We start from the raw sequence: 24,388 nt of genomic DNA, 5'->3' as shown, positions 1-24,388 counted from the left end.
CGGAATGACGGGCAGGTTTTGACGTGCCCCACTTCAAAGTTCCCGCTACTTTTGGTCTATCCGAAATGGATGGGCACTTGCGGGGTTATTGAATAATGTCGCCAGGTTCCCCTGACCAAAAATTCCGGGAGAAAAAAATGAAGTCGGGATTGTTGGCCGCCGTTGCGCTGGGTGGTCTCTTGCTCGCCGCGCCGGCATCGGCGCAGGGCGTCAAGATCGGTATTCTTAATGACCAATCCGGCGTCTACGCCGATTATGGCGGCAAGTGGTCGTTCGAGGCCGCCAAGATGGCGATCGAGGATTTTGGCGGCGAGGTGCTCGGGCACAAGATCGAAATCATCTCCGCCGATCACCAGAACAAAGCGGATCTCGCCACCGCGATCGCGCGGCGCTGGTATGAGGTCGAAGGCGTCGACATGATCACGGAGCTGACGACCTCCTCGGTCGCGCTCGCGATTCACGAGCTTTCCAAGCAGATGAAGAAGATCGACATCGTCGTGGGCGCAGCGACCTCGCGCCTCACCGGCGATGCCTGCCAGCCCTACGGCTTTCACTGGGCCTACGATACCCACGCGCTCGCCTATGGCACCGGCGGCGCGCTTGTGGAATCCGGCGGCGATAGCTGGTTCTTCATGACCGCCGACTACGCCTTCGGCCATGCGCTGGAAAAAGACACCGGCGATTTCGTCAAGGCGAAGGGCGGCAAGGTGCTGGGCGCGGTCCGCATTCCCCTGAACTCGTCGGATTTCTCCTCGTTCCTTCTGCAGGCGCAGAGCTCGAAGGCCAAGATCATCGGCCTCGCTAATGCCGGCCTCGACACGACAAATTCGATCAAGCAGGCCGCCGAATTCGGCATCGTCAAGAGCGGCCAGAAGCTGGCCGGCCTGTTGCTGACGCTGGCCGAAGTGCACGGCCTCGGACTCAACGCTGCGCAAGGTCTGGTGCTGACGGAAGGCTATTACTGGGACCGCGATCCCAAGAGCCGCAACCTCGCCGAACGCTTCTTCAAGCGCACCGGCCGGATGCCGAACATGATCCAGGCCGGCACCTATTCGGCGACGCTGCAATATCTGAAGGCGGTGAAGGCCGCCGGCACCAAGGACACCGAGGCGGTCGCCAAAAAGCTGAAAGAGCTTCCGGTGGACGACGACTTCGCGCAAGGCGGCAAGGTGCTCGAAAACGGCCGCATGGTGCACGACCTCTATCTGTTCGAGGTCAAGAAGCCGTCGGAGTCGAAGAAGCCGTGGGATTACTACAAGCAGCTCGCCGTCGTGCCCGGCGACAAGGCGTTTCCCGCGGCCAAGGATTCGGGCTGCCCGCTGGTGAAGTAAAAGCCGTAGGGTGGGCAAAGCGAAGCGTGCCCACCATCTCGCAGCTCGTTCGCTGATGGATGGTGGGCACGTCGCTTCGCTCCTCTGCCCACCCTACAAGGCTTGCTGAACAATCCGCCACACGATGGTGCCGAGCGCGCCCACCCACAGCGCAATCGTCGCCAGCGCCTGGATTGCAAAACCCAGGCTGCGGTCCTTGACCGCCCTGGCGTAGCCGAGCACGTAGAGAATGCGGCCGATCACCCACACCAACCCGATCGCGGCGGCAATGCCGTCGCTGACATAGATCGCGAACAGCCACAGCGACGGCAGGAAGATCGGCAGCCATTCCAGCGTATTCATCTGCGCGCGAAACACGCGCTCGAAATCCGGATTGCCCGAAATTGCCGGCAGCTTGACGCCGAACGTGCCGCGCGCCCGCGACACCAGAACTGACGAGTAGAAATAGACCAGGATCGCCAGCAAGGTGACGAGCGCGGTGAGATGATACATCACCAAGTTTCCCCCTGTTTCGTGCGCGGGCTTAATAGCCCGTCATTTCCAGATAGCCCACTCCCGTGTGGCTGCCTTCAAAGCGAATCGGGCCTTCCCAATAGGGAAAGCTCGTGCCCATCCAGCTCCTGGGATTGAGCGGCCGGCATTCGATCGCCAGTGCCATTTTTGCGACCGCAATGCGCCAGGCAGTCGGGATCTTTCGTCCTTCGATCTTGGTGACGGTCAGCGGCGTCATGACGATGTCGTCGGAGCCCAGGGTCTCGACCGTGTTGTCGGGCGCGATCCACTTGCCGGAGCCGTAATGCTGGCCGTCGTTCTGGCGCATCCGGTACAGCATCAATTTGTCGCCCGAATTGAAATGCAGCGAGAGCCAGTCCCATCCGCTCTGGTCCGCGGCCAGCGGCTGACTGCTCCATTCGCGATCGAGCCAGGCCATGCCGGTAACGTCGATGGGCTTGTCGTCAATGGTGAGAATGCCCGCCGCCGTATAATGCGGCTGGCTGTAATAATAAGACGCCTGTTCGCGCAGTGATTTGCGGCTGTAGCCGCCGTCGCCCTGCAGCGTCAGCGGCCGCTCCGCATCGAGGCGCAGCGCGTAGCTGAAATCGGCGCCCGATGCTTTCAGCGCACACGGTGCGATATTGTCGTCGTTGACGGAATCGAGGGCGCGCATCTCCCAGGCGTCGATCCAGGCGTGAAACGGCGCCGCCTCGACGCCAGCCTGGCCGACGCCGCCGCGCGCAAACGTCTGGCTGAAGCGATGGGTATCGTCGCGCGTGACGGCGGCATGGCCCATCCAGATCTGCTGGTTGGCCCAGCCTTCCTGCGGGTCGCCTGCTGCGATCGCCTGGCGAAATAGCGTCCACTGTGCGCCGTAGGCCGTTCCGCGCGCATCCGTGAGATTGGCCGTCACATACCACCACTCGATGCGGAATTGTGGATGCGGTCCGTGGTCGGCGGGAAATGCGAATGTCCTGTCGGGGACAACAGGCGCAAATCCATCCGCGCTTTCGCTCAAACCCGCAAAGCCCTGTGCGAACGCGCTGCCGCCCAGCCCGGCAAGGAGCGCGCCGCCGATGAAGCCGCGGCGGGTGATCGGGCCGCTACCGTTCATTGGCAAAAATCCTGATCAGGCTCGCGGGCTGCATGCGCGCCAGCCTGATGACGGGAAGCGCGGAAGCCGCAAGCGCCGCCACCATCGCAACGCCGGTGAGCCACAACAGTTGCATCGGAAAGACATGGAATGGCAACCGCCAGCCGAAAGCCTTGACGTTGACGATCGCGAGCAGGCACCACGCGACCAGCAGACCCAAAGGAAGCGCGAAGAGTGTGGTGATCAGCGCCACCGACATCGTCTTCAGGAGCTCGATCGCCGCGAGCCGCCGACGGGTGACGCCGATGGCCCATAATGGCGCCAGTTGCGGCAGGCGGGAATTGGCCAGCGTCAGCAGGCTCGTCAATAGCGCAACGCCGGCCACGCCGAGCGTGAAGGCGTTCAGCGCCGCCGTCACCGCAAACGTGCGGTTGAAGATTCGTGTCGATTCCGCCTTCATCGTTGCCTGATCGGCAACGTTGCGGTTGTCGAGGGCGAATTTTTCCTGCAGCGCCGAGATCAGCGCCGGGATTTTCGCCGGTGTAACCCGCAATCCCATCCGCGTCAGCGGGATCTCCGGAAAGCGCCGCGTCAGCGCAGCGAAGTTTACCGCGATCTGGCCCTTGGGATTGCCGTAGTCGGCATAGATGCCGACCACGTTGAGCGTCCAGTTGCCGCCTGACGCGGGCACCTCGATGCGGTCGCCGACGGAAAGATGAAGCCGCCGCGCCAGTTGTTCGCTGACGAGCGCGGCGTCGCCGGGGCGAAGCTTGATCCAGGCATTGTCTGCCGATTGTAAGAGCGGCCAGTTGTCGCGATAGGTGGCGTGATCGGGCAGACCCAGCACTTCGAGCGGCGCGCCGGCCAATTGCGTATCGGCGCGGCCGCCGGGCAGCACCGCCTCGACCTCGGGACGCTCGCGCAGCCACGCCCTGATCTCGTGCGCCTGCTCGTCGTTGGCGGCGTTGACATAGACATCCGCCGCCAGCCGCCCGTCGAGCCAAACCAGGAAGGTGCGGGAAAAGCTCTCGACCATGGTGGAGACGCCGACATTGACTGACAGCGCCAGCAAAAGCGCCATCAAGGCGAGCGACAAGCCGGACAGTTGCTGGCGGCTATCAGCCCAGAACCAGATGCCGAGCGGGGCCCGCGCGTAGCGCTGGCCAAGCGACAGGACAATCTCCAGAAGCATCGGCAGGATCAGCGCGGCGCCGAGCATCAGTGCGGCGAGCACGGCAAAGCCCGCAATCAGGGAATCGCCAAACCACAAAAAGCAGCCAGCCGCTGCAAACGCCGCGAGCGCCAGCGCGCTCTGATAAGTCAGCCAGCGCCGCTGCGCCTGTTGCCAGGCGAAAGGCTGGGCGGTGGCGAGTAGCGGCAGTCGCAGCGCCTTGGTCAGGCTGGCGGCGGCCGCAGCGAGCGCGCCGAGAATACTGATGGCGACGCCCGCGATCCACCATTGCGGCTTGAGCGTCAGGTGTCCCGGAATCTGCGCGCCGTAGAGCCCGCGCAGCGATGCGGCGACATCGGGCAGCAGCGCCCCGGCGATGAAGTAGCCGCAAACGAGGCCGATCAGCCCCGCAGCCAGCGCCAGCGACACCAGTTCGATCACCAGCACGACGTTCATCATCCGCGCGGAGACGCCGCAGGCGCGCAGGGTGCGCAAGGTCGGAAGGCGCTGCTCGAAGGCGAGACCGATCGCCGAATTGACGATGAACAGGCCGACAAAGAACGACAGCAATCCGAAAGCAGTCAGGTTCAGGTGGAAACTGTCGGTGAGGCGCTCGAGGTCGGTCTCGGCATCGGGCTTAACCAGGCGAAGCTTGTCGCCGGCAACGCTTTCGAGCGGCGCGTGCCTGCTTGTCGTCTTGCCGATCAGAAGGCGCGAAAGTTGGTCCGGCATTTTCAGGATGCTCTGCGCGATGCCGATGTCGATGACCAGCACGCCGGGCACCAGGTTCGGCTGCACGCGAAGCGGCGGCAGTGATGCGCCGCCATTGGCTTGTGGGCGCGCGCCCTCGGCGAGCTTGAGATCGGCAAGCGTTTCCGGCGCGACCAGCATTTCGCCCGGCGGTGTCATGAAGGATTGCAGGCCGGCCTTGCCGATTGTCGGCGCGTTCCCGACTTCGCCGGGTAGCGTCACCGGCTCGATGCCCAACAGACGGAACGACCGTCCCTCGATCTGGATGCGGCCCTCCAGCACCGGCGAAACCGGCCAGCCGGCGCGGCGCAGATCGACGAAGAGTTGTTGCGGAAGCGCTGCGCCGCTGCGGGCGACCAGCATGGCGGTGCGCGTGCCGCCGAACATGGCGGCGGCACGGTCATAGGAGGTGCGTGCCTGCTGGTTGAGCGCCTGCACGCCGCTCCACAGCGCGGTCGCCGAGATCAACCCGATCAGCAGGGTCGCGAGTTGCATCGGATGCCGCCGCCAATGGCTCAGCAGCACGGCCAGCGTCCACAGCGCGCGTTTCACGCGATCACTCCGGCATGGAGATTGACCTGCCGGTCGAGCGTTGCGGCGAGCCGTGCGCTGTGCGTCACCATCAGAAACCCGCAGCCGCTGCGCGTCACCAGATCGCGCGCCAGTGCCAGCACTTCGTCCGCGGTGTCCTCGTCGAGATTGCCGGTCGGCTCGTCCGCGAGCAGTAGCAGCGGCTTTGTTGCCAGCGCGCGGCCGATCGCGACACGCTGCTGCTGGCCGCCGGACAATTGTTCGGGATAGCGTTTCAGGAAACGGCCGAGCCCGAGCCGCTCGACCAGTTCGTGGTGCCAGGCCGCATCATGACGGCCGGCGATGCGCGACTGGAAAACCAGGTTGTCTTCCACCGTGAGACTCGGAATCAGGTTGTATTGCTGAAACACCAGGCCGAGCCGGTCGCGGCGCAATTCCGCCCGGCCGGCATCGCTGAGCTCGGAAACCGACGCATCGGCCAGCCTGATCTCGCCGCCATCGGCGGCATCGAGGCCGGCGATCAAGTGCAGGAGCGTGCTCTTGCCGCTGCCGGATTCCCCTGTCAGCGCTACGCTCTCGCCGGCAGCGACCATAAGGTTCACCCCGCGCAACACCGCGACCTCTTCGCCGGCGGCGCGGTAGCTCTTGGTCAGGCCGGTCACGTGAAGAACATGACCGGTCACGTTGGGCACGATGGGACTGCCGTTGGTCATGCGCGAAGATGGACCGATTTGACCATGTAAGCTCCCCCTGACGTGATGGCATTGCAACATATCAGCGCTGTTGCACCGGATCACGGCCTCAATCGCGCTACCGCGTGATCGTGATCCAGTTGTGGCCTGCGCCTGCCCTTTCAGCTAGCAGTTTGCGGCGCGGGCGCCTTGTGTGAAAATCCGGGTTGCCTTGCGCGGGAACCCCCTTGTAGCATTGGAACCGGCCAATCCCACAGAGCCAGCAAAGACAAAACGGGGAAACCTGCCATGACCGCGCAAGCGACGCCCAAGGGCGCCTGGAAGATCACCTTCCTGCTGTTTCTGTTCATGCTGGTGAACTTCGCCGACAAGATCGTGGTTGGCCTGGCTGGCGCGCCGATCATGGACGAGTTGAAACTGTCGCCGGAGCAATTCGGTTTCCTTGGCTCCTCGTTCTTCTTCCTGTTTTCAATCTCGGCCATCGTCGTCGGTTTCATCGTCAACCGCGTCGACACCCGCTGGGTGCTGCTTGTGATGGCCATCATCTGGTCGATATCGCAATTTCCCATGGTCGGCACCGTCGGGTTCACGACGCTCGTTATCTGCCGCATCATCCTTGGCGCCGGCGAGGGTCCGGCATTCGCTGTGGCGGCGCATGCGATCTACAAATGGTTTCCCGACGAGAAGCGGACGCTACCAACCGCCATCCTCTCGCAGGGCTCGGCGTTCGGTGTGATTCTCGCGGTGCCCGCGCTGAACTGGATCATCGTCAATCATAGCTGGCACTATGCGTTCGGCGCGCTTGGCGTGGTCGGCTTGCTGTGGGTGGCGGCGTGGCTGGTGATGGGCAAGGAAGGACCGCTGGTTCAGACCGTTACGACGGCATCAGCCGATCCGCGCGTTCCCTATATGCAGCTTCTGACGTCGCGGACCTTCATCGGCTGCGTCGCTGCCACCTTCGGCGCCTATTGGGCGCTGTCGCTCGGCTTGACCTGGTTCACGCCATTCATCGTCAAGGGGCTCGGCTTCTCGCAAAAGGATGCGGGCTGGATTTCGGTTTTGCCCTGGGTATTCGGCGCGGTCATCGTGCTGCTGACGGGCTGGATCTCGCAAGTAATGTTGACGCGCGGTTACACCACGCGCGGCGCCCGTGGCGTGCTCGGTTCGGTACCCTTGATCATTGGCGGGCTGATCCTTGCGGTGCTGCCATACGTCAACGGTGCCGGATGGCAGATCGCCTTTCTCGTGATCGGTTCCGGGCTCTGTGGCTCGATTTATGTGGTCTGCCCGCCGATGCTCGGCGAATTCACGCCGGTGCAGCAGCGCGGCGCCGTCATCGCGATCTATGGCGCGATCTATACGCTGGCCGGGATGATCGCTCCGTTCGTGATGGGCGCGGTGATCCAGAACGCGGCGGTGCCGCTCGACGGCTACATGACCGGCTTCACCATCAATGCCGTGATCATGGCGGCATCGGGCCTGCTTGGCCTGCTGTTGCTCTGGCCGAACACGGAACGCGCAAGGCTGATGGCGCAGGCCGCCGCGCAGCCGAAATTCGCGTGAGGTTCGTAGCCCGGATGGAGCGAAGCGAAATCCGGGGCAAGCCCATCCGCCTGTGAGAATCCCGGGTTGCGCTTCGCTTCACCCGGGCTACGGCTTACTGCCGGCAGGGACGACACCGCGTATGAGGCGATGCCCCAGCTAACTCGCCGCCGCGTCGAACTGCGGTTTTGAACCCTGCGCACCGCGCACCAGTTTGCCCGGGCGGGCGCCGGTGGCCTTGCCGCCGCGCTGTGTCACCACGCCGGAGACGATGGTGGCATCATAACCGTCGACCTGCTGCATCAGGCGGCGGCCGCCGACGGGGAGGTCGTAATGCACCTTCGGCGGATGCAGATGCAGGCGGTCGTAGTCGATCACGTTGACGTCGGCCTTGAAGCCGGGCGCGATCACGCCGCGATCGTAGAGGCCGACCGAGAGCGCGGTCTTGCGCGACTGCGCGGCGACTACGAACGGAATCGACAGCTTTTCGCCGCGGCTGCGGTCGCGCGTCCAGTGCGTCAAAAGATAGGTCGGGAAACTGGCGTCGCAGATGATGCCGCAATGCGCACCACCGTCGGAAAGGCCGGGCACGGCGCTGGGTTCGCGAAGCATCTCATGCACGGCATCGAGATTGCCGTCGGCATAATTGAGGAACGGCACATAGAGCATGCCGCGGCCCTCGTCCGTCAGCATCGCCTCATAGGCGAGTTCTTCCGGCTGTCGGCCCTGACGGCGGGCCTGCGGGCCGAGCGCATTTTCCGGCGGCTGCTCGTAATCAGGGGGATCACCCAGCAGGTACATCTTGTCGTAGTTCGGCCGGAAGAACAGCGGGTCGTCGGTTGCCGTCGCCGTCTCGTTCAGGATGGCCGCGCGCACCTCGGGCCGGCGCAAATGCGTGAGCCGCTCCGCCAGCGGAAGGTTGGCGATGGCGCGGTAGCTCGGATGGGTCTGGAACGGATTGCGCGACAATTCCAGCCCAAGCAGCAACCCGACGGGCCGCGCGGCAATCTGGGTCGTGATCGAGAGGCCGCGGGCGGCGGCTTCGTTAATGGTGTCCATCGTCTGCCGCCAGCGCCGCGGCGCCTTGTCGGCCTGGGCGACGGAGAATGAGATCGGGCACCTGGTGTTTTCAGCGACCCGCAGCATCATCGGCAGGTCTTCGTGTACGGTGCTCTGGTCGAGCACGAATTGCAGCACGCTGCGGCCGACGCCATGCATCGCGCCGGCGATCGCGGTCAATTCATCTTCGCCCGCTTTCAGCGTCGGCGTGTAGTCGCCCGTCGAGGTGCGGTGGTTGAGAGTGCGCGATGTCGAGAATCCCAATGCGCCTGATCGCACGGCGTCCCCGGCGAGCGCCGCCATCGCCCTGTTGTCCTCCGGCGTTGCGGGATCGCGGCGCGCGCCGCGCTCGCCCATCACATAGACGCGCAGCGCCGCGTGCGGCAGTTGCGCGCCGATGTCCATGTCGAAGTTTCGTTTGGACAGCCAGTCCATGTAGTCCGGGAAGCTCTCCCACGCCCAGGGAATGCCGGCGCTCAGTACCGGCTCGGGGATATCCTCGACGCCTTCCATCAGTTGGATCAGCCTGACATGGTCAGCCGGACGACACGGCGCAAAACCGACGCCGCAATTGCCCATGATCGCCGTGGTGACGCCGTTCTGTGACGAGGGCGTGATGTCCTGGCTCCAGGTGACCTGTCCGTCATAATGGGTGTGGACGTCGACAAAGCCCGGCGTGACCAGTCTGCCCCTGGCGTCGATCTCTTCCTTGCCCTTCGCGGCAACCTTGCCGACTTCGGCGATGCGGCCACCTGCAATCGCAACGTCCGCTTCGAACAATTCACCACCCTTGCCATCGGCAATGGTGCCGCCGCGGATCACGAGGTCGGGGGTCGAGGTCATGGCTTCCATCCCGGTGCTGTTCTTGTTGCTGCATCATCCGGCGTCACAAGGCACAGTCAACCGCCGGGGATGGGGTTCAGGAATGCATCGGAAGCGTTTTCGCGCGAAGCATGCCCTCGGAATTGATCCGGGGATGGGTACCGGTTCGCGTGAAGAAAACGCGTAAAATAGAGACCGCGTTATGCCTTGACGGGTTCCGCCGGCTTGCGGTCGGTCACCAGCGCCAGCAGGACCGTCAGCACCATGAAGGCGACGGACGCGCCGAAAACCCAATGCGGCAGGTGCTGGTCCATGATCCAGCCGAACAAAAGCGGCGAAAGAATACCACTGAAATTGAAGCCGGTAGAGACAATGCCGAAGGCGCGGCCTGCGGCCCCCGCGGGAGCAGCGTTACGAACCAGCATGTCGCGCGAGGGTGCGATGACGCCGCCGAGGAATCCGGCCAGCCCCATCGCGGCGGTCAGCACGACCGGCGGCAGGTTGGTCGCCGCAATAATCGTGATGATGATGGCGTTGATCGCAAAGCAGGCGGCAGCGACATTGCCGTGACGCTTGGTGCGGTCGGCGAGATAGCCGCCGGCCAGCACGCCGGCTGCGCTGGCGCCGAGAAAGGCGGTAAGCGCGATATTGGCGGCGTGGAATGTCACGCCATAGCCGCTCATCAGCGCGACCACGCCGAAATTGCTGATGCCGGCGTTGGAAAGGCCGAGCAGCATGAAGAAGATCGTCAGCACGATGAGCGCCGGCGTCACGATGCTCTGCTGCTGCGGCGCCGCTGCGCCGTCGACCTTGCGATCGGCAGAACTCGCATCGGGAATTTTCACGGCAATCAACAGCAGCGCCACCACTGGCCCAACCGCGCCGGCCACGATCAGCGCGCCGAGTCCGCCGACGGCGGCCACCAGCGCAGCCATGATCGCGGGCGCCACCGCGCCGCCAAGGAAGCCGGCAAAGGTATGGACCGAAAACGCGCGGCCCATCCGCCGTGTATCCATATGTGTCGACAGGATCGCATAGTCGCAGGGGTGATAGACGCTGTTGGCGAGGCCGAGCAGGGCGGCGCAGGCGATCAGCGAGGCGTAGCTCAGATGCAGGCCGAGCATGATCAGCGCCAGGCCGCCGACGGTGAGACCGATCAGCAAAACCTTTCGCGCGCCGATATGGTCGGCGAGATAGCCGATCGGAGCCTGCGTCAGGCCGGAGACGACGCCGAACACGGTCAGCGCAAAACCCAGCTCGATATAGCCGACGCCAAGCTGTTCTTTCAGGAACGGAAACAGCATCGGCAGCACGAACAGATGGAAATGGCTGACCCAATGGGCGACCGAGATCGCCGCGAGCGTGCGCAGCGATGTGTCCGCCTTGGCCTGTTGCGGTGCGGCCAGAATATCGACCATGTCAGCTCAAAATCCTGTGTGACTTGCGGCCCGGCTGGGCGGGCTGAAAATATAGGCAGGCCGTTATTTGTCCATGAATGCAGCTGCATGGCTGCCCCGGCGGAGGGCAGGGGCGTGCGAATGGCTCAGGAAATCGGAAGACAAAGGCGGCTTGGCGCGGCAATGATCCGATATGCCTGATCCCGCTAAGCCGCTCCGGGTGCTCGTCTCCGAAGGTTCCAGTACCTCGTCCCGGGAGGCGGTGACTATTCTGGGGCTGTCGGGCCATCACGTCGAGGTCTGCGATCCCTCGCCCTGGTGTCTTTCGCGGTTTTCTCGCTTCGTTCGGAAATTTCACCGCTGTCCCGGGCTGCGGAATGACCCGGCCGGTTATCTGGCCCTTATCGAACAGCTTCTGGCCGATGGAAAATTCGATGTTCTGCTGCCGACGCATGAGCAGGGATTTTTATTTGCGCGGGTCGCGCACCGCATCGCGGGCCGCGCCGGGATCGCGCTGCCGGATTTTGAGAACTATCGGCAAGCGCATAGCAAGGCCGGATTCAGCCGCGTGCTCGATCGGCTGGAGGTGCCGCAGCCGCTGACGCGGATCGTCACATCGGCTCAGGCTGTCCGTGACGCGATCCGCTTTCCGGCCGTCGTGAAAACTTCCGTCGGCACCGCGAGCCGCGGCATCTGGTTCGTGCACAGCGCGGACGATTTCGAAGGCGCGCTGCGCGATCTTGCGGCCAGCGATGCATTCACCAGCGAAGTGCTGATGCAAGACCTCATCGCAGGCACCACCGAGAAGGCGCAGTCGGTGTTCTGCCGCGGCCAACTGATCGGCTTTCATGCCTATCGGCAGGTGGCCGCGGGTATCGGCGGCGGCGAGGCCATCAAGCAGAGCGTGAGCCGGCCGGTGGTGCGGACCTATCTCGAGAAGATCGGACAGGCGCTCGACTGGCATGGCGCGCTATCCGTTGATTATCTCATGCGCGGCGATAACGATCCGCCCTTGCTGATCGATTGCAATCCACGGCTGGTCGAGCCGATGAATGCGTATCGATCCGGTGTCGATTTGGTCGGGCTCCTGCTTCGGATCTCGCTCGGCGAAACGCCGGAAGCATTGCCCGCAAGTAGCAACGGCGTGCTTACGCATCTGGCGATACAGGCGTTGCTCGGATGTGGGGCGCGCGGCGGCACGCGGCGCGACATTGTCAGGGAGTGCCGGTATCTCGTTGCGAGGAGAGGGCCTTATGCCGGCAGCAGCGAAGAACTCATGCCAGTGCAGTTAGACTGGCTCAGTGCCGTGCCGCTGGCGATGACGGCGGCATTGCTGCTGGCCTCGCCGAAGCTCGCGGTCAAACTTGCGCGGGGCGGGTTTAGCGCGCATATGCTTGATCTCCGAAGTATCCGGGCGATCGAGGGGGAGGAGCTTGACTAGACACAGCCCGTCATCGCCCGGCTTGACCGGTATTCCGCGGCGCCGACGTTGTACGGAAAGTCTCGGCGTACTGGATCGCCCGCCTTCGCAGGCGATGACACCTTGGTATGCTGCGCTCACAACGGCTCGTCGTCATTACCCGTGCGGTCGCGCTTCGGCGTTGCGATGTCGCCGTCCTCATAATCCTCGTCCTCGGCCGGAATGCGTTCCGGCTTCTTCGGCTTGTCGTCCGCTTTTTTCGGAGGTTCGTTCTTCCTGCCCGTTCCGTCCATGTGATGCCTCCTGCCGGATCAATCGGCGTTTGCGCTGCGCGCCGACTCAGGGTAACGGCATGACCTCAATCTGCCGCGTTTGGCCGGCATCCTAGCGCCGATCAGACAATTCTTCCCGCCCTTTTTGCGGCTGCAGCCCGAAGGGCCTTACATGGAGCCAGTATGAAGAAGCCCCGCATTGCGCTGGATGAACCGCAGCCGCGCAAGACCATCCGTGCCGACAAGGCGCCAACCTCCGGTTACTCGCTGGTGGTCGATGGTCACTTCAAGTCGCATCACGATACGGTTGAGGCGGCGGAGGAAGCGGGCATGGCGTTGAAGAACCGCTTCCAGATGCTGCAGGTGCAGGTCTACGATGCCGAGAACAAGACGCGATCGCTGATCGATTGGCCGGGGCCGGCGTAACGCACCGGACTTTTGCGCGGCTCGCTCAGATTCGCCGTCCGCCGCTTTGCTGGTTCGCCAGCCAGTCGGAAAGGGCCGGGGCCTTCTCCGCCGGCTTCCGTGCCTTGGCGGCGCGCGCCTTCTTCGTCGCGGGCGCGCGCGGCGGCTCGGCAGCTTCGCGCGCCAGCCGCAATGCCCTCAACCTCGCCATGTTATCGAGCGTGGCTTTCGTGGCGGCTTCCCGCTCGGCCATCGCGGACTTGGCGGCCTCGGCCGCCTTTGCCGCCCGGTCGTCGCGGCCTTGATCGTCATTCGTCATTTCAAGTCTGTCTCAATCTACTATGTTGTTTTTGACCCCAGGCCCACCCGAATCTGTTTAGGAATCGGCGGCAGCTTCGACATTCGTTGCTGTCACGCCATTCGAGTTGCCACAGAAATCGTCGAGAGGTTTTGCGGCTTCATTTATCACGGGATCTGATCACAGAAAGCGTTATTTTTGGTCGAAAAGATGTCGCTTTCTTTCCAAATCAATCATGCCCGTGCAGTTCCGCTCGCCAGGGTCGCGCGAGAACTCGGCGGTGGCGCCGAATGTGCCGAGGCTCCATTGCGTATCGGGATTGGATATTTCCCGCTGCAGAAGTTCGGTGGCCGCGGTGCTCATTGCAATCAGCGGAATGGACGCGGTTCGGGCATGAAAAAGTATTCTCCCCGGCAATATGTCGAGGAGAATACCTTCTCGTCAGGTCAGGAAAAGCCGGCCCGGCTTCGGCCGAACCGGCGGCTCGGGTCAGAACGTCGCGCCGGCCTTCACCATGAAGGTGCGGCCGGGGAGCGGGTAGGCCGAGAAGCGGCCGGGCGTAAACGAGCTTGCGATCGCGTAGTCATAGTAGAGTGCGTTGAACAGATTGTTCACGCCCACCGACCAGAAGAAGCGATCGTACTGTCCGCTAAGCTTCAGATCGGCGGTAGCACTGGCCGGAATGGGCCGCTGGGTGTTGGCTTGGTCGTTGTCCATGAAGCGCTCGCTCCAGGCACGTACGGTGGCGTCGAACACCAGGTAGTTCTGCCAGATATTCCAAGTCACGCCGCCCATGGCTGTATAGCGGGATACCAGCGGGACGTCGTCGCCTGCGAACGGCCCCTCGCGAAAGACAGCGCGCGTATAGGCCATGCCGCCGCGGAGCGTCACCGTATCGCTGACACGCAGCGAGGCGCTGGTCTCGGAGCCGTAGCGGCGGGTCGGATCGAGGTTCACGTTGAAGAACAGCGCCGGGATGAAGTGGATCTCGTTCTCGAGGTCCATGCTGTAGATGCTCGATTGCATCTGGAAGCCACCGCTCTTGATGCGGAATCCGCCCTCGATGTCGTGCGAGGTCTGGGTCTTCAACTGGAAAGTCCCTGGAACGAAGAAGGGACCGCTGGAGACGCGCTCGTCGACGGTCGGGGTTCGGAATGCGCGCGCGGCGCGGCCGAATACCGAGAACACGCTGTTGAAGCGATGCTCGAGGCCAACATGCAGCGCGTACTGTGTTTCGTTGCTGTCCAATGGAGAGGCCGCGGGGCTGCAATTGAAGAACATGGCGCAACCGGGTGCATTGGGATCAAACCGATCCCGGGCACTCAGGCTGGTATTTTGAACCCTGGCGCCATAGGAGAAATCGGTCGTCGGCAATAGGCCGACCGTGTGCTGCCAGTAGCCGGCCAGCGTCTGCTGCGACAGGTCGTAGATGTGGGTCGGCGCAAGGCCTTTGAACGCTCCGCGGTCCTGATTGAATGTCGCGTCGTAATAATCGATGCCGGTCAGGATCTGCGAGGGAATTCCGAAGATCGAGTTCTTGATGCTCAATCGCGGCGTGATCGACCAGGTCAGCAAGGATGCGTCGTTATAGGTGGAGGAGAAGCTCGGAAGTGGCGAGGCAAACGGTACAGCGCCGAAGAAACCGCTTTGCGTGTCCTTCTTCCGAACGCCGCCGTCGACAATCAGGTCGACGCCATTCATGATTGTCTTGGTAAAGCCGGTGGTGGCGCTGGCGCCCTGCTGGTTGCCGTAATCGAACGGCGTATTGGTGCCTCTGCGATCGGTGACGAGTTGATCTAGTCCGATGGAGGGATCGACGGTGCGTCCGCCCGGGAAACCGAGCTTCTGGTCGTCGCCGGTCACCGTAAGGAAGGCCTTGAGGTCCGGTGTGGAATAATTGAGATTGCCGACCCCGTTGCGCTGGTCGAGGGCGTTGTTGACCCGGTAACCGTCGGACTTGATGGCGTTGCCATAGAAGGACGTCGACCAAGGTCCGTAATTGGTAGCGGCCGAGACATTCGCAAGCCGTTGGTTGAACGAGCCGGCGCCGGCCTCGGCGCGCATGGCAACAGGAGGGCCGCCGACGCCGTCCTTCAGGACGATGTTGACGACGCCGCCGACCGCGTTGTCGCCGTAGAGCACCGCGCCGCTGTTGCCGCGGGTGATTTCAATGCGCTCAATCGAATTGAGTGGAATGGTCGAAAAATCGACGCCGGCCATGTCGATGTCGTTGAGCCTTCGGCCGTTGATGAGCACCAGCGTATTTGAGGTCGCGAAAGCGCCGAATCCGCGGAGGTCGACGCTGGTCTTGGCGCCGTTGACGCCGCCATACAGGCTCGTCAGTTGCACGCCGGGCGTTTGCGCGATGATTTCCTGCAACGTTTGTGCGGGCGAATGCGCGATCTCTTCGGCGGTAATAACGGTCGACGCCGTGCCGACAATACCTGAAAACTGCCGGCCGCCGCTGCCGCCCGCGCCTTGCGAAGCACTTTGCGATGAGGCGCCCGAACCGGTCCCGGCTGCGGGCCGTGTGCCGGTCGGGGGCGCTGCCGCCGGCACGACGCGGCGCGAGGTCGATCCTTCATCATAGGTCGGTTTGGCGCGGGTCCGATTCAGGTCCGTGGGCGAGGTTATCTCGATCGGCGGCAATTGCTCAGGCGGCGTCTGTGCCGCTGCGCCGGAAATGCCGAGCGACACGATCGGTATGAGGAAGCTGGAAGCAAGCCAGACGCGGCGGCGCGTAGCGGCTCTGTTGGTGGAAGACATGGTTCAGACCTCGGTATGACGTCAGTGGCACGTCACAGCGAACCAAGTCTCACCGTATGCTAACCGAGCTTAGGTGAAGCTAATGTCTGTACTCCCCGACCGACATCTTCGCGTGTGACCACGGCTGACGGCAGGTCTCCTGGCTCGCGGGTCGTTACCCCATCGTCGCCTTCCCAGGACCGAGAGCCCAGTGGCGTGTGACGAAGGATTCGCCGCTTACAGTTGCGGGGGCAGCCGCGGAATTGGGGGATTTTCCCCGCACCGCATTCCCTTTTGATCCCCAAAACGGGAACCGTCGGGAACTATGGTAGAAGTCTGTCAAAGTCTGAGTCAATCCGCCCCAGCGCGCCGAGCGATCCCTACTGGACGAGTGCGCTATTTTTGCCGCATGAGCACGCGTGCCCGACCGTCTGTACCGGAGCGGGCAAAACTGCTTTAGGACGATCGATGAGTGTTGAGGCCGTAACCCTGACCAACGAGATTGCCACGCGCCGGCGGATCGGCGCGGTGGCGGCGCTTTCCGTCCTCGTTGTGTTCCTGATGCTGATCTCGCTTGGCATCGGGCCGGTGCGGCTGTCGCCGCTTTCAGTGGTGCAAGCGCTGTTGGGCGCCGGCAGCGACGTATCGCAGGTGATCGTGCGGGAGATCCGCCTGCCGCGCACGCTGCTGGCGCTCGCGATCGGCGCTATTCTTGGCCTGTCGGGCGCTTCGCTGCAAGGCTTGCTCCGCAATCCACTGGCCTCGCCCTCGTTGTTCGGCGCGCCGCAATCGGCCGCCTTCGGCGCCGTGCTGGTGATTGCGCTGGGGCTGGCCGATGTGCGCTCCTACGCGCTGCCGGTTGCGGCGATCGCTGCGGCCTTCGGTTCGGTGTTTGTGCTGCTCACCATCGCCGGCCGCAATGCCGGGCTGCTGATCCTCATCCTCTCGGGGCTCGCGATATCGAGTTTCGCGGGTGCTGCCACCGCGCTGGTGATGAACCTCTCCAGCAATCCCTTCGTGGTGCTGGAGATCGCGTTCTGGCTGTTGGGCTCGCTGGAGGACCGCAGTTTTCAGCATGTGATGCTGGCGTTTCCCTTCATCATTGCCGGCGCGATCATGCTGTTCAGCCAGCGCCATGCCTTTCGCGCGCTCAGTCTCGGCGAGGAAACCGCGCAAAGCCTCGGCGTCGATGTCGGCCGCCTCCGGCTGTTCGTGATCTCGGGCGTCGCACTCGGCGTCGGCGGTGCGGTCGCGGTTACCGGCACCATCGGTTTCATCGGCCTGGTCGCGCCCCATCTGATGCGGCCCGTGATCGGTCACGATCCGGGGCGGCTGTTGATCCCGAGCGCGCTTGCTGGCTCGGCGCTGCTGCTCGCGGCCGATATCGCGGTGCGCATCATTCCCTCGACCTCGGATATCAAGGTCGGCGTGCTGACCTCGATTATCGGCGTACCGTTCTTTCTCTATCTGATCATGCGCGAACGCCGCGCGCTCAGCGGAGGCGTTGCATGAGCGAGACATCATTGCTGAGCGCAAGGGAGTTAGGCGTGCGGCTCGCCGGCCGCGTCGTGCTGACTGACGTTTCGCTCGCGCTTGACGCGGGACATCTGGTTGCCCTGGTCGGGCCGAACGGCGCCGGCAAGACCACGCTGTTGCGCTCGTTGGCCGGGCTGATCCCGTCCGAAGGCGAGATCGCGATCGGCGGTCAAACACTGGCCACGCTTCCGCTGCGCGAGCGCGCAAAACGCTTTGGCTACCTGCCGCAGGGGCATGTCGTGCACTGGCCGCTGCCGGCGCGCGATATCGTAGCACTCGGCCGCTATCCGCATGGCGCGACCGATCCGGCACGGCTGTCGCCGAAGGACGCGGAGGCCGTGCTGCGTGCGATGCAGGCGGTCGACGTGCTCGAATTCAGCGATCGCCGCGTCACCGAACTCTCGGGCGGCGAGCGCAGCCGCGTCGCGCTGGCCCGCGCGCTGGCGGTGGAGGCGCCGGTCATCCTGGCCGACGAGCCTACCGCCTCGCTCGACCCGCGGCACCAGATCGACGTGATGCAGAATTTGCGCGCGACCGCCGACAAGGGCGTGCTGGTCATCGTGGTAACGCACGATCTTGGGCTCGCCGCGCGATTTGCCGACCATGTGCTGGTGCTGCGCGAAGGCCGGCTGGTGTCGCAGGGCGCCCCGGCAGAGGCGCTGTCCGAACAGGTGATGGCGGATGTGTTCCGGATCTCGGCCTATCGCGCGGAGTATCAGCGCGAGGCGGTGATCGTGCCCTGGGCGGATGTCTGATGCGGCGGCCGGCACTTTTAGCGGTGGCGATGGCGCTTGGGTTGCCGGGTACAGCGCCTGCCGCCAATCTGCCGCGCCTGGTGTCGATGAATGTCTGCACCGATCAATTGGTGCTGATGCTCGCGGACCCCCACCAGATCCTGGGATTGAGCCGGTTCTCTCGCGACGGCTGGCAATCGCAGGCGGGCGACCTCAGCCGCTATCCGGTGCTATCGGGCGGAGCCGAGGACGTGCTGCTGATAAAGCCCGACATCGTCGTCGCCAGCGCGTTTGACAAGCGCTCGACACGGGAGTTGTTGAAGGCGAAAGGGCTTCGTCTTGCCGAACTCGCCGTGCCGCGAACCCTCGATGAAGCGAGGCAGCAGATCCGCGAGGCCGGCGACATCACCGGGCATCCCGATCGCGCGGCGGCGGAAATCGCGCGGCTTGACGCTGCGCTTGCGCGCGCCCGTCAGGCTGTTTCGGAGCGGCATTATCGCGTGCTGCCGCTGTCGCGACGAGGCTGGGTGGCGGGCAGCGACAGTTTTGTCGGTTCGCTGCTGGCCGAAACCGGGCTGCGCAGCGCGGCCGGCGATCTTGGTTTTGCCTTCGGCGGCTTTGCTTCGCTGGAGGCGATCGTGAATTTGCGGCCCGATTTCCTTGTGGTTTCGCAGGCCGGCGATGTCGCGCGCGATGACGGTCAGGCCTTCCTGCTGCATCCGGCGTTGGAGCGCTTCTATCCGCCCGCAAAGCGTATCGTGATCCCGGAGCGCATGACCGAGTGCGGCGGCGTGTTGTTGGCGGATGCGCTCGACGCTCTGACGGCGGAATTGAAGCGGGTAGGAAAGTAAATTTGTAGCCCGGATGGAGCGAAGCGCAATCCGGGAATCTTTTCGCGGCGTCCCGGATTTCGCTTCGCTCCATCCGGGCTACGATAAAACCTCACCCCATCACTACCGGCCCGCCGATCTTCTTCCATGCGTCGATGCCGCCTTCGATATGCGCGGTGTTAACAAGGCCCGCATTCTTCGCGGCGGCCACCGCCATCGCCGAGCGCTCGCCGAAGGCGCAGAAGAACACCACGCGGCGGCCGGTGGCGGCGGCGACTTCGCGGAGCATGCCGCCGGGCTTGAGGCTCTCGGAGATACCAGGGTAGGGCGCATGCAGCGCGCCCGCGATCGTACCGTGCTTGGCGCGTTCGCTCGCTTCGCGCAGATCGACCAAGAGGATATCGGGCCGACCGAGACTGTTGATGGCGTCGCCAGCAGAGAGCGCCAGCCCCTGCTTGGCAAGCTCCTCCTGATGCAGGCCGACATGCATGTTGGCGGGCACCGCGACGTCCATCATCTTCGGGTTCGGCAGCTTCAGGTTGGCCATCAACTCGATATATTCGTCGACATTGCGGACCTGCAGCCGCGGATTGTAGCGCTTCTCCTCGCCGATGGTGGAAACCGTATCGCCCTTGTAGTCATGGGCGGGGAACACCAGCGTCTCCTCGGGCAGTTTCAGCAGACGATTGAAGATCGATTCATACTGCGCACGGGAAGAGCCGTTCTGGAAATCGGTGCGGCCGGTGCCGCGGATCAAGAGCGTGTCGCCGGTGAAGACGCGATCGCCCATCAGGTAACTATAGGAATCGTCGGTATGCCCGGGCGTGTACATGACATCGAGGCACAGCCCCTCGATCGTCACCTTGTCGCCGTCGGAAACCCGCATCGAGACCACGTCGGCCTTGCTCTGCTCGCCCATGATGGTGATGCACTGGGTGCGGTCGCGCAGTTCGCCAAGGCCCGTGACGTGATCGGCATGCAGATGGGTATCGACCGCCTTCACCAGCCGCAGGTCGAGTTCGCGCAGGAGCTGGCAGTAGCGGTCCGCTTTTTCCAGCACGGGATCGAGGATCAGCGCTTCGCCGCCGGCGCGGCTCGCCAGCAGGTAGCTGTAGGTGCCGGAAACGCTGTCGAATAGTTGGCGAAAGATCATGGTTGCTGCCGCGCTCTCAATCCGAGCCTCGGGCAGGATATTATTCTAATTTGACGGCCTTCTCAAACAACTTTCATCTATAAGAAGCGACCTTGTCGAAGAAGTTTTACGCCTTGGGGCTCGCCCCTGTCATTGCGAGCGAAGCGAAGCAATCCATGCCGCAGCGCAGGGATAGATGGATTGCTTCGCTTCGCTCGCAATGACAGTGAGGCAGCATCGATCTGCTCGCTCGCAGTGACGACGCGCGTCACGGCCTCACCAGCGTATATCCGTTCTCCGTCAAAAACAGAATCTGCGCCACGCCGACCTGCACCGGCGTTGCCGCGGCAATGAATTCAGGCCGCTTGCCGTTCTCGCGTTCGAGCGTATCGACGGTGTTGAGGCAGATATCGAAGCGCGCGCCTTGCGCGACCAGGCTCTCGACCATCTTGCGATTGGGATTTTCCGGGCGCAGCAGGTCGATGCCGGGACCGAACGCGACGATCTCGATCGCGACCTTGTCGGGGTCGTAGTGCTTCATGAGATTGCTGGCGACGCTGAGCACGAGTCCCTGCTTGCGCGCGTCGTTATCGGAGAGCTGCAGCACGATCTTGTGTTCGGCAAACGGCTTGTCCTGCAGCGGCGTCTGCTGGGCGCGGGCGTCAGGTGCGGCGGCTGCGATCAGAAGCGCCGCGGCCGTCGCGCGAAGCATGGTTGAAAAGGCGGTCATGCCTGTCCGGCAATGCCCGGATTGCCGTCAACGCCTTTCAGCGTGACGCCCGGCGCGGCCCGGTTCGGCGGCTTGCCCGATCTCAGATGCCTGGCGACCACATCCCAGATCGGCGCGCCGGTCTGCTCGTTGACCGAAGCCCAGCCCGCGACCTTGTAGCGCTTGCCGGCCTCCAGCGTACGGCCGTTGTCGAGCTTCACATCGGAAATCCGCTTGCCCACCGTCTCGTTCGGGCTGCAGGTGTAATGCAGCCCGCCGACGCGCACCATGTCGCCGCCCTGCTGGTAATAGGGATCGGTGTTGAAGAGATTGTCGCAGATGTCCTCCAGCACGTCCCTGATCTGGCCGCCGGTCATGGTCTGGACGTAGGTCTCGGGATAGGTGACGGCGGTCTGCGCCATCACGTCTTCCATCGTCAGCGGCTGGCCCGCCAGCGCGGTGGTCCCCCAGCGAAACCCCGGCGACAGCGCGATCTCGGCATTCAATTCACCGAGCAGCGCGTCGCAGATCAGTTGATCCATGCTGCCGCTGAAATTGCCGCGGCGATAGAGCAGGCGGTCGGCGGATGCCATCTTTTCGTCCAGCGCCGCCGCATGTGGCGCGCGAATCTTGTCGATCAGCGCCTGCATCGCCGGATCGGGCTTCAGCAATTCCGAAAACACCGGCAGCAGCCGGTAGCGCACATCCTTGATCTTGCCCTTGCCGAGGTCGAGATCGAGTACCGCCAGGAACTTGCCGTTCGAGCCGGCATTGGTGACGAGCGTGGTGCCGCCCGCGTTGGTCACGGCAATCGGCTGCGGCACGGCGTCATGGGTATGGCCGCCGAGAATGACGTCGATGCCGGTGACGCGGCTGGCGAGCTTGAGATCGACATCCATGCCGTTATGCGAGAGCAGAATAACGGCATCGACCTTGTCGTTGCTGCGATGCATGTCGACGAGCTTTTGCAGCTCTTCGTCGCGGATGCCGAATTTCCAGTCCGGCGTAAAGCGCTTGGGGTGGGCGATCGGCACGTAGGGGAACGCCTGTCCGATCACGGCGACGCGATAGGAGCCGATCTCTTTGATCACGGATGGCTTGAACACGCGACCCGACGCCGGATCGAACGCCTTGGCATCGTTGAAGGCGGCTTCCTCGGTGAGGAAGACATTCTGCGCCAGGAATTCGCCCTTGAAGCGCTCGAGATTGGCGCGCAGCACCTTTTCGCCATAGGTGAATTCCCAATGGCCGGTCATCGCCTCGATGCCGAGCAGGTTGGCGGCATCCACCATGTCGGCGCCCTGCAGCGTATTGGCAAGGCCGGTGCCCTGCCAGAGATCGCCGCCATCGAGCAGCAGGGAGCGCCCGGACGAGACCTCGCCGCGCAGCCGGTCGATCAGCGTCTTCAGATGAGCAAAACCGCCGAGCTTGCCGAACCGCCCGGCGGCCTTTTCGAACTCGACGCAGGTGAAGGCGTAGGCGTCGGCACTGTCGGGCCGGATGCCGAAGCGGTCGAGAAAGGCGCGTCCGACCAGATGCGGCGGGTTGCCGTGCATCGGGCCGACGCCGAGATTGACGCTCGGTTCGCGGAAAAATACCGGCCGGAGCTGTGCGTGCACGTCGGTGATGTGGAGGATGCGGGCGTTGCCGAAGCGTTCGAGATCGTAGACGCCCGCATTGTCGGCGCCGCGTGCCAGCCGTGGCAGGCTGCCCGACAGGGTGGCGGCGCCCGCGAGCGTCAGGAAATCGCGGCGGCGGATGGTCATGCGGGTCTCCGCGCGTCGTAACGGCGTCTCCTTGTAGGGCATGATCTTGGCAGAAAACCGGTTTCCACTTTTCCGGATCATGCTCTAGCGAATTTCCATGTCTCTCCAGCGGGTCTTCTCGCTGGTGGCCTGGAAGATCGAAGCCTTGGCCAGGGCCTCGGCTTCCTTGGCCGACGCGGTGGCCTTGTCGAAATCGCCAGCATCGGCCGCCTTCTTCGCCGCCGCCAGCGTGTTCGCCGTGGTGGTCCATTGATTGCGGAGCTTGCCGGCTTCCTTGTTGGCGGCTTCAGCCGCAGCATAAGCCGCCTTGAAATCGTCCTCCGAGCCTGCGGCGCGCGCACTCGTCACGCCCGCCGCGACCAGCGCCAAGACCAGGATCGGGACAAATGCGGATTTCGGCATCGAGTTCCTCATGGCCGCGCTCCCGGCCCCGATATCGGTAGCCCGTTGCTGACATAGGACAGGTAGTATTCGACGTTGCGATATTCGTCGTCCTGCGGGCTGAGCGGCACGCCGCGGATCTGGCTGTTGCAGGTGGTGAAGCGCCGGCTGGTGGTGCCCATGCCGCTCCATTCCGAGCGGTAGATCGGCATCGCATTGACGATGCCGAGCGCGGGCGCCAGGATTTCGGCGCGGATGCGCTCGCCCGGGCTTTGCACATGGCAGGTAGCGCAGGAGAAGTTGAGCTGGCCGCGGCGCGTGTAGAAATATTCCTTGCCGGCCTCGTAGGCTGCGAGCGCCCGCGGATCGTCCGGGATCTTGATGTCCATCGGCTTGCCGCGCGAGGTGAAGGCCATGTAGGCGGTCAGCGCCGCCATTTCGTCCCTGACATAGGAATAGGGCGTTTCGCCGTTGGCTTCGCGGCAGCGGTTCAGCGCCAGCTCAAGCGTGATGACCTTGCCTTCCTTCTCGTCGAAGTAAGGGTAGTTCTGGCGGACGCCGATGCCGCCATTCGCGAAGCAATCGGCATAGGTCTTGCCGTTCTTGAACGGCTTTGAGAACATTTCCTTGCCCATTTCGAGCGAGAACTCGTAAGGCGGAAACTGCTCCTTCTCCTGCCATTGCTTGTACAGGTCCTCGTTCATCGAGTAGGGACCATTGACGAAGTCTTCCAGCTTCACCTTGGGGAATTTGTCGGTGAAGAATTTCCTGAACGCATTGGCGTCGGCGACGGGATCGACCTTGTCGGCGGCATCAGAGGGCAGCGTGCTGGCAAGCGTCAACAGCGCAAGCGAAAGCGCGGCGGAAGCCAGATAGATCGCGGATCGCAACTTCATTGGATCTTCGCCGTGGTGGTGTCGGTCGCGCCCTTGTTGTCGACCCAGCGTATCTTCAGCTCGTCGCCCTTCTTGCCGCCCTTGAAGGTGAATTTGACGTAGGGATCCTTCGAAATGCCGCCGCCCCAATCGGCTGCGAACACGTTCTTGCCGTCATGTTCGAAGGTTAGTTGCTGGATGAAATGCGGCGGAATGATTTCGCCCTTGGAATCCTTGACGAAGCCGGAATCCATCGGGTGCTGGATCAGCGCCTGCACCTCGGTGGTCTCGCCGCTCGAAGTAGCGCGCACGCGAATGGTCGATGCCATTTATGCTCTCCTGATTCACATTTTGCGCATGATCTTGTCGAAAAACCGGTAACCACTTTTCCGGATCATGCGC

Annotated in this window: 23 protein-coding genes and 1 riboswitch; of the genes, 7 read left to right on the top strand and 16 right to left on the bottom strand. The window is 63.5% G+C overall.

Going from position 1 to position 24,388, the window contains the following annotated elements:
* Window positions 1-137: 137 nt before the first annotated feature.
* Window positions 138-1,331: an ABC transporter substrate-binding protein gene (locus tag ACH79_RS08695; protein WP_161850650.1), complete on the top strand. Its 1,194-nt coding sequence runs from the start codon at window positions 138-140 to the stop codon at window positions 1,329-1,331.
* A gap of 93 nt (window positions 1,332-1,424) precedes the next feature.
* Here the strand turns inward: ACH79_RS08695 and ACH79_RS08690 are convergent, their stop codons facing one another.
* The 4 genes from ACH79_RS08690 to ACH79_RS08675 are packed head-to-tail and all read right to left on the bottom strand — an operon-like array spanning window position 1,425 to window position 6,084.
* A complete protein-coding gene (locus tag ACH79_RS08690; protein WP_161850649.1) occupies window positions 1,425-1,823 on the bottom strand; it encodes an MAPEG family protein in 399 nt (132 codons plus the stop codon).
* A gap of 31 nt (window positions 1,824-1,854) precedes the next feature.
* Window positions 1,855-2,940, bottom strand: a complete 1,086-nt coding sequence (locus tag ACH79_RS08685) for a lipocalin-like domain-containing protein (RefSeq protein WP_161850648.1) — start codon at window positions 2,938-2,940, stop codon at window positions 1,855-1,857.
* A complete protein-coding gene (locus ACH79_RS08680) occupies window positions 2,930-5,392 on the bottom strand; it encodes an ABC transporter permease (protein WP_161850647.1) in 2,463 nt (820 codons plus the stop codon). Before ACH79_RS08680 ends, ACH79_RS08685 begins: the two co-directional genes overlap by 11 nt.
* Window positions 5,389-6,084, bottom strand: a complete 696-nt coding sequence (locus ACH79_RS08675; protein WP_161850646.1) for an ABC transporter ATP-binding protein — start codon at window positions 6,082-6,084, stop codon at window positions 5,389-5,391. The genes ACH79_RS08680 and ACH79_RS08675 overlap by 4 nt, the downstream gene beginning before the upstream one ends.
* Window positions 6,085-6,351: 267 nt before the next feature.
* Here ACH79_RS08675 and ACH79_RS08670 point away from each other — a divergent pair, with 267 nt between their 5' ends.
* Complete coding sequence (locus ACH79_RS08670; RefSeq protein ID WP_161850645.1) at window positions 6,352-7,626, top strand: MFS transporter; 1,275 nt, start codon at window positions 6,352-6,354, stop codon at window positions 7,624-7,626.
* Window positions 7,627-7,764: 138 nt separating this feature from the next.
* On the opposite strand, the gene ACH79_RS08665 is transcribed toward ACH79_RS08670, so the two are convergent.
* Both ACH79_RS08665 and ACH79_RS08660 read right to left on the bottom strand, forming a co-directional pair.
* Window positions 7,765-9,507: an amidohydrolase family protein gene (locus ACH79_RS08665; protein ID WP_161850644.1), complete on the bottom strand. Its 1,743-nt coding sequence runs from the start codon at window positions 9,505-9,507 to the stop codon at window positions 7,765-7,767.
* A gap of 179 nt (window positions 9,508-9,686) precedes the next feature.
* A complete protein-coding gene (locus ACH79_RS08660) occupies window positions 9,687-10,904 on the bottom strand; it encodes an MFS transporter (RefSeq protein ID WP_161850643.1) in 1,218 nt (405 codons plus the stop codon).
* A 172-nt stretch (window positions 10,905-11,076) separates the two neighbouring features.
* Here ACH79_RS08660 and ACH79_RS08655 point away from each other — a divergent pair, with 172 nt between their 5' ends.
* Complete coding sequence (locus ACH79_RS08655; protein WP_161850642.1) at window positions 11,077-12,324, top strand: hypothetical protein; 1,248 nt, start codon at window positions 11,077-11,079, stop codon at window positions 12,322-12,324.
* A 116-nt stretch (window positions 12,325-12,440) separates the two neighbouring features.
* Here the strand turns inward: ACH79_RS08655 and ACH79_RS42905 are convergent, their stop codons facing one another.
* Window positions 12,441-12,596 carry a hypothetical protein gene (locus ACH79_RS42905; protein WP_202639204.1) on the bottom strand — a complete coding sequence of 52 codons (156 nt, stop codon included), beginning with the start codon at window positions 12,594-12,596 and terminating at the stop codon, window positions 12,441-12,443.
* Between the two features lie 162 nt (window positions 12,597-12,758).
* Here ACH79_RS42905 and ACH79_RS08650 point away from each other — a divergent pair, with 162 nt between their 5' ends.
* Window positions 12,759-13,001: a hypothetical protein gene (locus tag ACH79_RS08650; RefSeq protein WP_057860418.1), complete on the top strand. Its 243-nt coding sequence runs from the start codon at window positions 12,759-12,761 to the stop codon at window positions 12,999-13,001.
* 25 nt (window positions 13,002-13,026) lie between these two features.
* Here the strand turns inward: ACH79_RS08650 and ACH79_RS08645 are convergent, their stop codons facing one another.
* From ACH79_RS08645 to ACH79_RS08635, 3 genes are all read right to left on the bottom strand, one after another.
* On the bottom strand, window positions 13,027-13,299 hold the full coding sequence (locus ACH79_RS08645; protein WP_161850641.1) for a hypothetical protein: 273 nt from the start codon (window positions 13,297-13,299) through the stop codon (window positions 13,027-13,029).
* 171 nt (window positions 13,300-13,470) lie between these two features.
* Window positions 13,471-13,641, bottom strand: a complete 171-nt coding sequence (locus tag ACH79_RS08640) for a hypothetical protein (protein ID WP_161850640.1) — start codon at window positions 13,639-13,641, stop codon at window positions 13,471-13,473.
* A 126-nt stretch (window positions 13,642-13,767) separates the two neighbouring features.
* Window positions 13,768-16,044, bottom strand: coding sequence for a TonB-dependent receptor (locus ACH79_RS08635; RefSeq protein ID WP_161850639.1), 2,277 nt, complete (start codon window positions 16,042-16,044; stop codon window positions 13,768-13,770).
* 111 nt (window positions 16,045-16,155) lie between these two features.
* Window positions 16,156-16,356: riboswitch (cobalamin riboswitch) on the bottom strand.
* A gap of 135 nt (window positions 16,357-16,491) precedes the next feature.
* Between ACH79_RS08635 and ACH79_RS08630 the strand changes: the two genes are divergently transcribed.
* Genes ACH79_RS08630 through ACH79_RS08620 form a run of 3 tightly spaced genes read left to right on the top strand, consistent with a single transcriptional unit; the run spans window position 16,492 to window position 19,144 of the window.
* On the top strand, window positions 16,492-17,535 hold the full coding sequence (locus tag ACH79_RS08630) for an iron ABC transporter permease (RefSeq protein ID WP_161850638.1): 1,044 nt from the start codon (window positions 16,492-16,494) through the stop codon (window positions 17,533-17,535).
* Complete coding sequence (locus tag ACH79_RS08625; RefSeq protein WP_161850637.1) at window positions 17,532-18,314, top strand: ABC transporter ATP-binding protein; 783 nt, start codon at window positions 17,532-17,534, stop codon at window positions 18,312-18,314. Before ACH79_RS08630 ends, ACH79_RS08625 begins: the two co-directional genes overlap by 4 nt.
* Window positions 18,314-19,144, top strand: coding sequence for an ABC transporter substrate-binding protein (locus ACH79_RS08620; protein ID WP_161850636.1), 831 nt, complete (start codon window positions 18,314-18,316; stop codon window positions 19,142-19,144). Before ACH79_RS08625 ends, ACH79_RS08620 begins: the two co-directional genes overlap by 1 nt.
* A gap of 91 nt (window positions 19,145-19,235) precedes the next feature.
* Here the strand turns inward: ACH79_RS08620 and ACH79_RS08615 are convergent, their stop codons facing one another.
* From ACH79_RS08615 to soxZ, 6 genes are all read right to left on the bottom strand, one after another.
* Window positions 19,236-20,276: an MBL fold metallo-hydrolase gene (locus ACH79_RS08615; protein WP_161850635.1), complete on the bottom strand. Its 1,041-nt coding sequence runs from the start codon at window positions 20,274-20,276 to the stop codon at window positions 19,236-19,238.
* A gap of 247 nt (window positions 20,277-20,523) precedes the next feature.
* Entirely contained in the window at window positions 20,524-20,985 is a 462-nt protein-coding gene (locus ACH79_RS08610; protein WP_371419377.1) for a hypothetical protein, read from the bottom strand.
* Window positions 20,982-22,730, bottom strand: coding sequence for a thiosulfohydrolase SoxB (gene soxB / locus ACH79_RS08605; protein ID WP_161850634.1), 1,749 nt, complete (start codon window positions 22,728-22,730; stop codon window positions 20,982-20,984). The genes ACH79_RS08610 and soxB overlap by 4 nt, the downstream gene beginning before the upstream one ends.
* Window positions 22,731-22,814: 84 nt before the next feature.
* Window positions 22,815-23,132 (bottom strand): hypothetical protein, encoded by a 318-nt coding sequence (locus ACH79_RS08600; RefSeq protein WP_246738472.1) that lies wholly within the window; start codon window positions 23,130-23,132, stop codon window positions 22,815-22,817.
* 8 nt (window positions 23,133-23,140) lie between these two features.
* Window positions 23,141-24,007, bottom strand: a complete 867-nt coding sequence (soxA, locus tag ACH79_RS08595; protein ID WP_161850633.1) for a sulfur oxidation c-type cytochrome SoxA — start codon at window positions 24,005-24,007, stop codon at window positions 23,141-23,143.
* Window positions 24,004-24,315 (bottom strand): thiosulfate oxidation carrier complex protein SoxZ, encoded by a 312-nt coding sequence (gene soxZ / locus ACH79_RS08590; RefSeq protein WP_161850632.1) that lies wholly within the window; start codon window positions 24,313-24,315, stop codon window positions 24,004-24,006. The genes soxA and soxZ overlap by 4 nt, the downstream gene beginning before the upstream one ends.
* Window positions 24,316-24,388: the final 73 nt, after the last annotated feature.

The sequence above is a fragment of the Bradyrhizobium sp. CCBAU 051011 genome (genome assembly GCF_009930815.1).
Classification (GTDB): Bacteria; Pseudomonadota; Alphaproteobacteria; order Rhizobiales; family Xanthobacteraceae; genus Bradyrhizobium.
The sequence above is the reverse complement of the archived record's forward strand: the minus strand, read 5'-3'. Positions and strand labels throughout refer to the sequence as shown.

Bases quoted from the DNA above. Each gene is read 5' to 3' on its own strand.
- ACH79_RS42905 (WP_202639204.1), bottom strand. From the start codon at position 12,596: ATGGACGGAACGGGCAGGAAGAACGAACCTCCGAAAAAAGCGGACGAC.
- ACH79_RS08610 (WP_371419377.1), bottom strand. From the start codon at position 20,985: ATGACCGCCTTTTCAACCATGCTTCGCGCGACGGCCGCGGCGCTTCTG.
- ACH79_RS08665 (WP_161850644.1), bottom strand. From the start codon at position 9,507: ATGACCTCGACCCCCGACCTCGTGATCCGCGGCGGCACCATTGCCGAT.
- ACH79_RS08635 (WP_161850639.1), bottom strand. From the start codon at position 16,044: ATGTCTTCCACCAACAGAGCCGCTACGCGCCGCCGCGTCTGGCTTGCT.
- ACH79_RS08640 (WP_161850640.1), bottom strand. From the start codon at position 13,641: ATGAGCACCGCGGCCACCGAACTTCTGCAGCGGGAAATATCCAATCCC.
- ACH79_RS08695 (WP_161850650.1), top strand. From the start codon at position 138: ATGAAGTCGGGATTGTTGGCCGCCGTTGCGCTGGGTGGTCTCTTGCTC.
- ACH79_RS08675 (WP_161850646.1), bottom strand. From the start codon at position 6,084: ATGACCAACGGCAGTCCCATCGTGCCCAACGTGACCGGTCATGTTCTT.
- ACH79_RS08685 (WP_161850648.1), bottom strand. From the start codon at position 2,940: ATGAACGGTAGCGGCCCGATCACCCGCCGCGGCTTCATCGGCGGCGCG.
- ACH79_RS08670 (WP_161850645.1), top strand. From the start codon at position 6,352: ATGACCGCGCAAGCGACGCCCAAGGGCGCCTGGAAGATCACCTTCCTG.
- ACH79_RS08615 (WP_161850635.1), bottom strand. From the start codon at position 20,276: ATGATCTTTCGCCAACTATTCGACAGCGTTTCCGGCACCTACAGCTAC.
- soxZ (WP_161850632.1), bottom strand. From the start codon at position 24,315: ATGGCATCGACCATTCGCGTGCGCGCTACTTCGAGCGGCGAGACCACC.
- ACH79_RS08645 (WP_161850641.1), bottom strand. From the start codon at position 13,299: ATGACGAATGACGATCAAGGCCGCGACGACCGGGCGGCAAAGGCGGCC.
- ACH79_RS08655 (WP_161850642.1), top strand. From the start codon at position 11,077: ATGCCTGATCCCGCTAAGCCGCTCCGGGTGCTCGTCTCCGAAGGTTCC.
- ACH79_RS08630 (WP_161850638.1), top strand. From the start codon at position 16,492: ATGAGTGTTGAGGCCGTAACCCTGACCAACGAGATTGCCACGCGCCGG.
- ACH79_RS08660 (WP_161850643.1), bottom strand. From the start codon at position 10,904: ATGGTCGATATTCTGGCCGCACCGCAACAGGCCAAGGCGGACACATCG.
- ACH79_RS08625 (WP_161850637.1), top strand. From the start codon at position 17,532: ATGAGCGAGACATCATTGCTGAGCGCAAGGGAGTTAGGCGTGCGGCTC.
- ACH79_RS08600 (WP_246738472.1), bottom strand. From the start codon at position 23,132: ATGCCGAAATCCGCATTTGTCCCGATCCTGGTCTTGGCGCTGGTCGCG.
- soxB (WP_161850634.1), bottom strand. From the start codon at position 22,730: ATGACCATCCGCCGCCGCGATTTCCTGACGCTCGCGGGCGCCGCCACC.
- soxA (WP_161850633.1), bottom strand. From the start codon at position 24,007: ATGAAGTTGCGATCCGCGATCTATCTGGCTTCCGCCGCGCTTTCGCTT.
- ACH79_RS08650 (WP_057860418.1), top strand. From the start codon at position 12,759: ATGAAGAAGCCCCGCATTGCGCTGGATGAACCGCAGCCGCGCAAGACC.
- ACH79_RS08620 (WP_161850636.1), top strand. From the start codon at position 18,314: ATGCGGCGGCCGGCACTTTTAGCGGTGGCGATGGCGCTTGGGTTGCCG.
- ACH79_RS08690 (WP_161850649.1), bottom strand. From the start codon at position 1,823: ATGTATCATCTCACCGCGCTCGTCACCTTGCTGGCGATCCTGGTCTAT.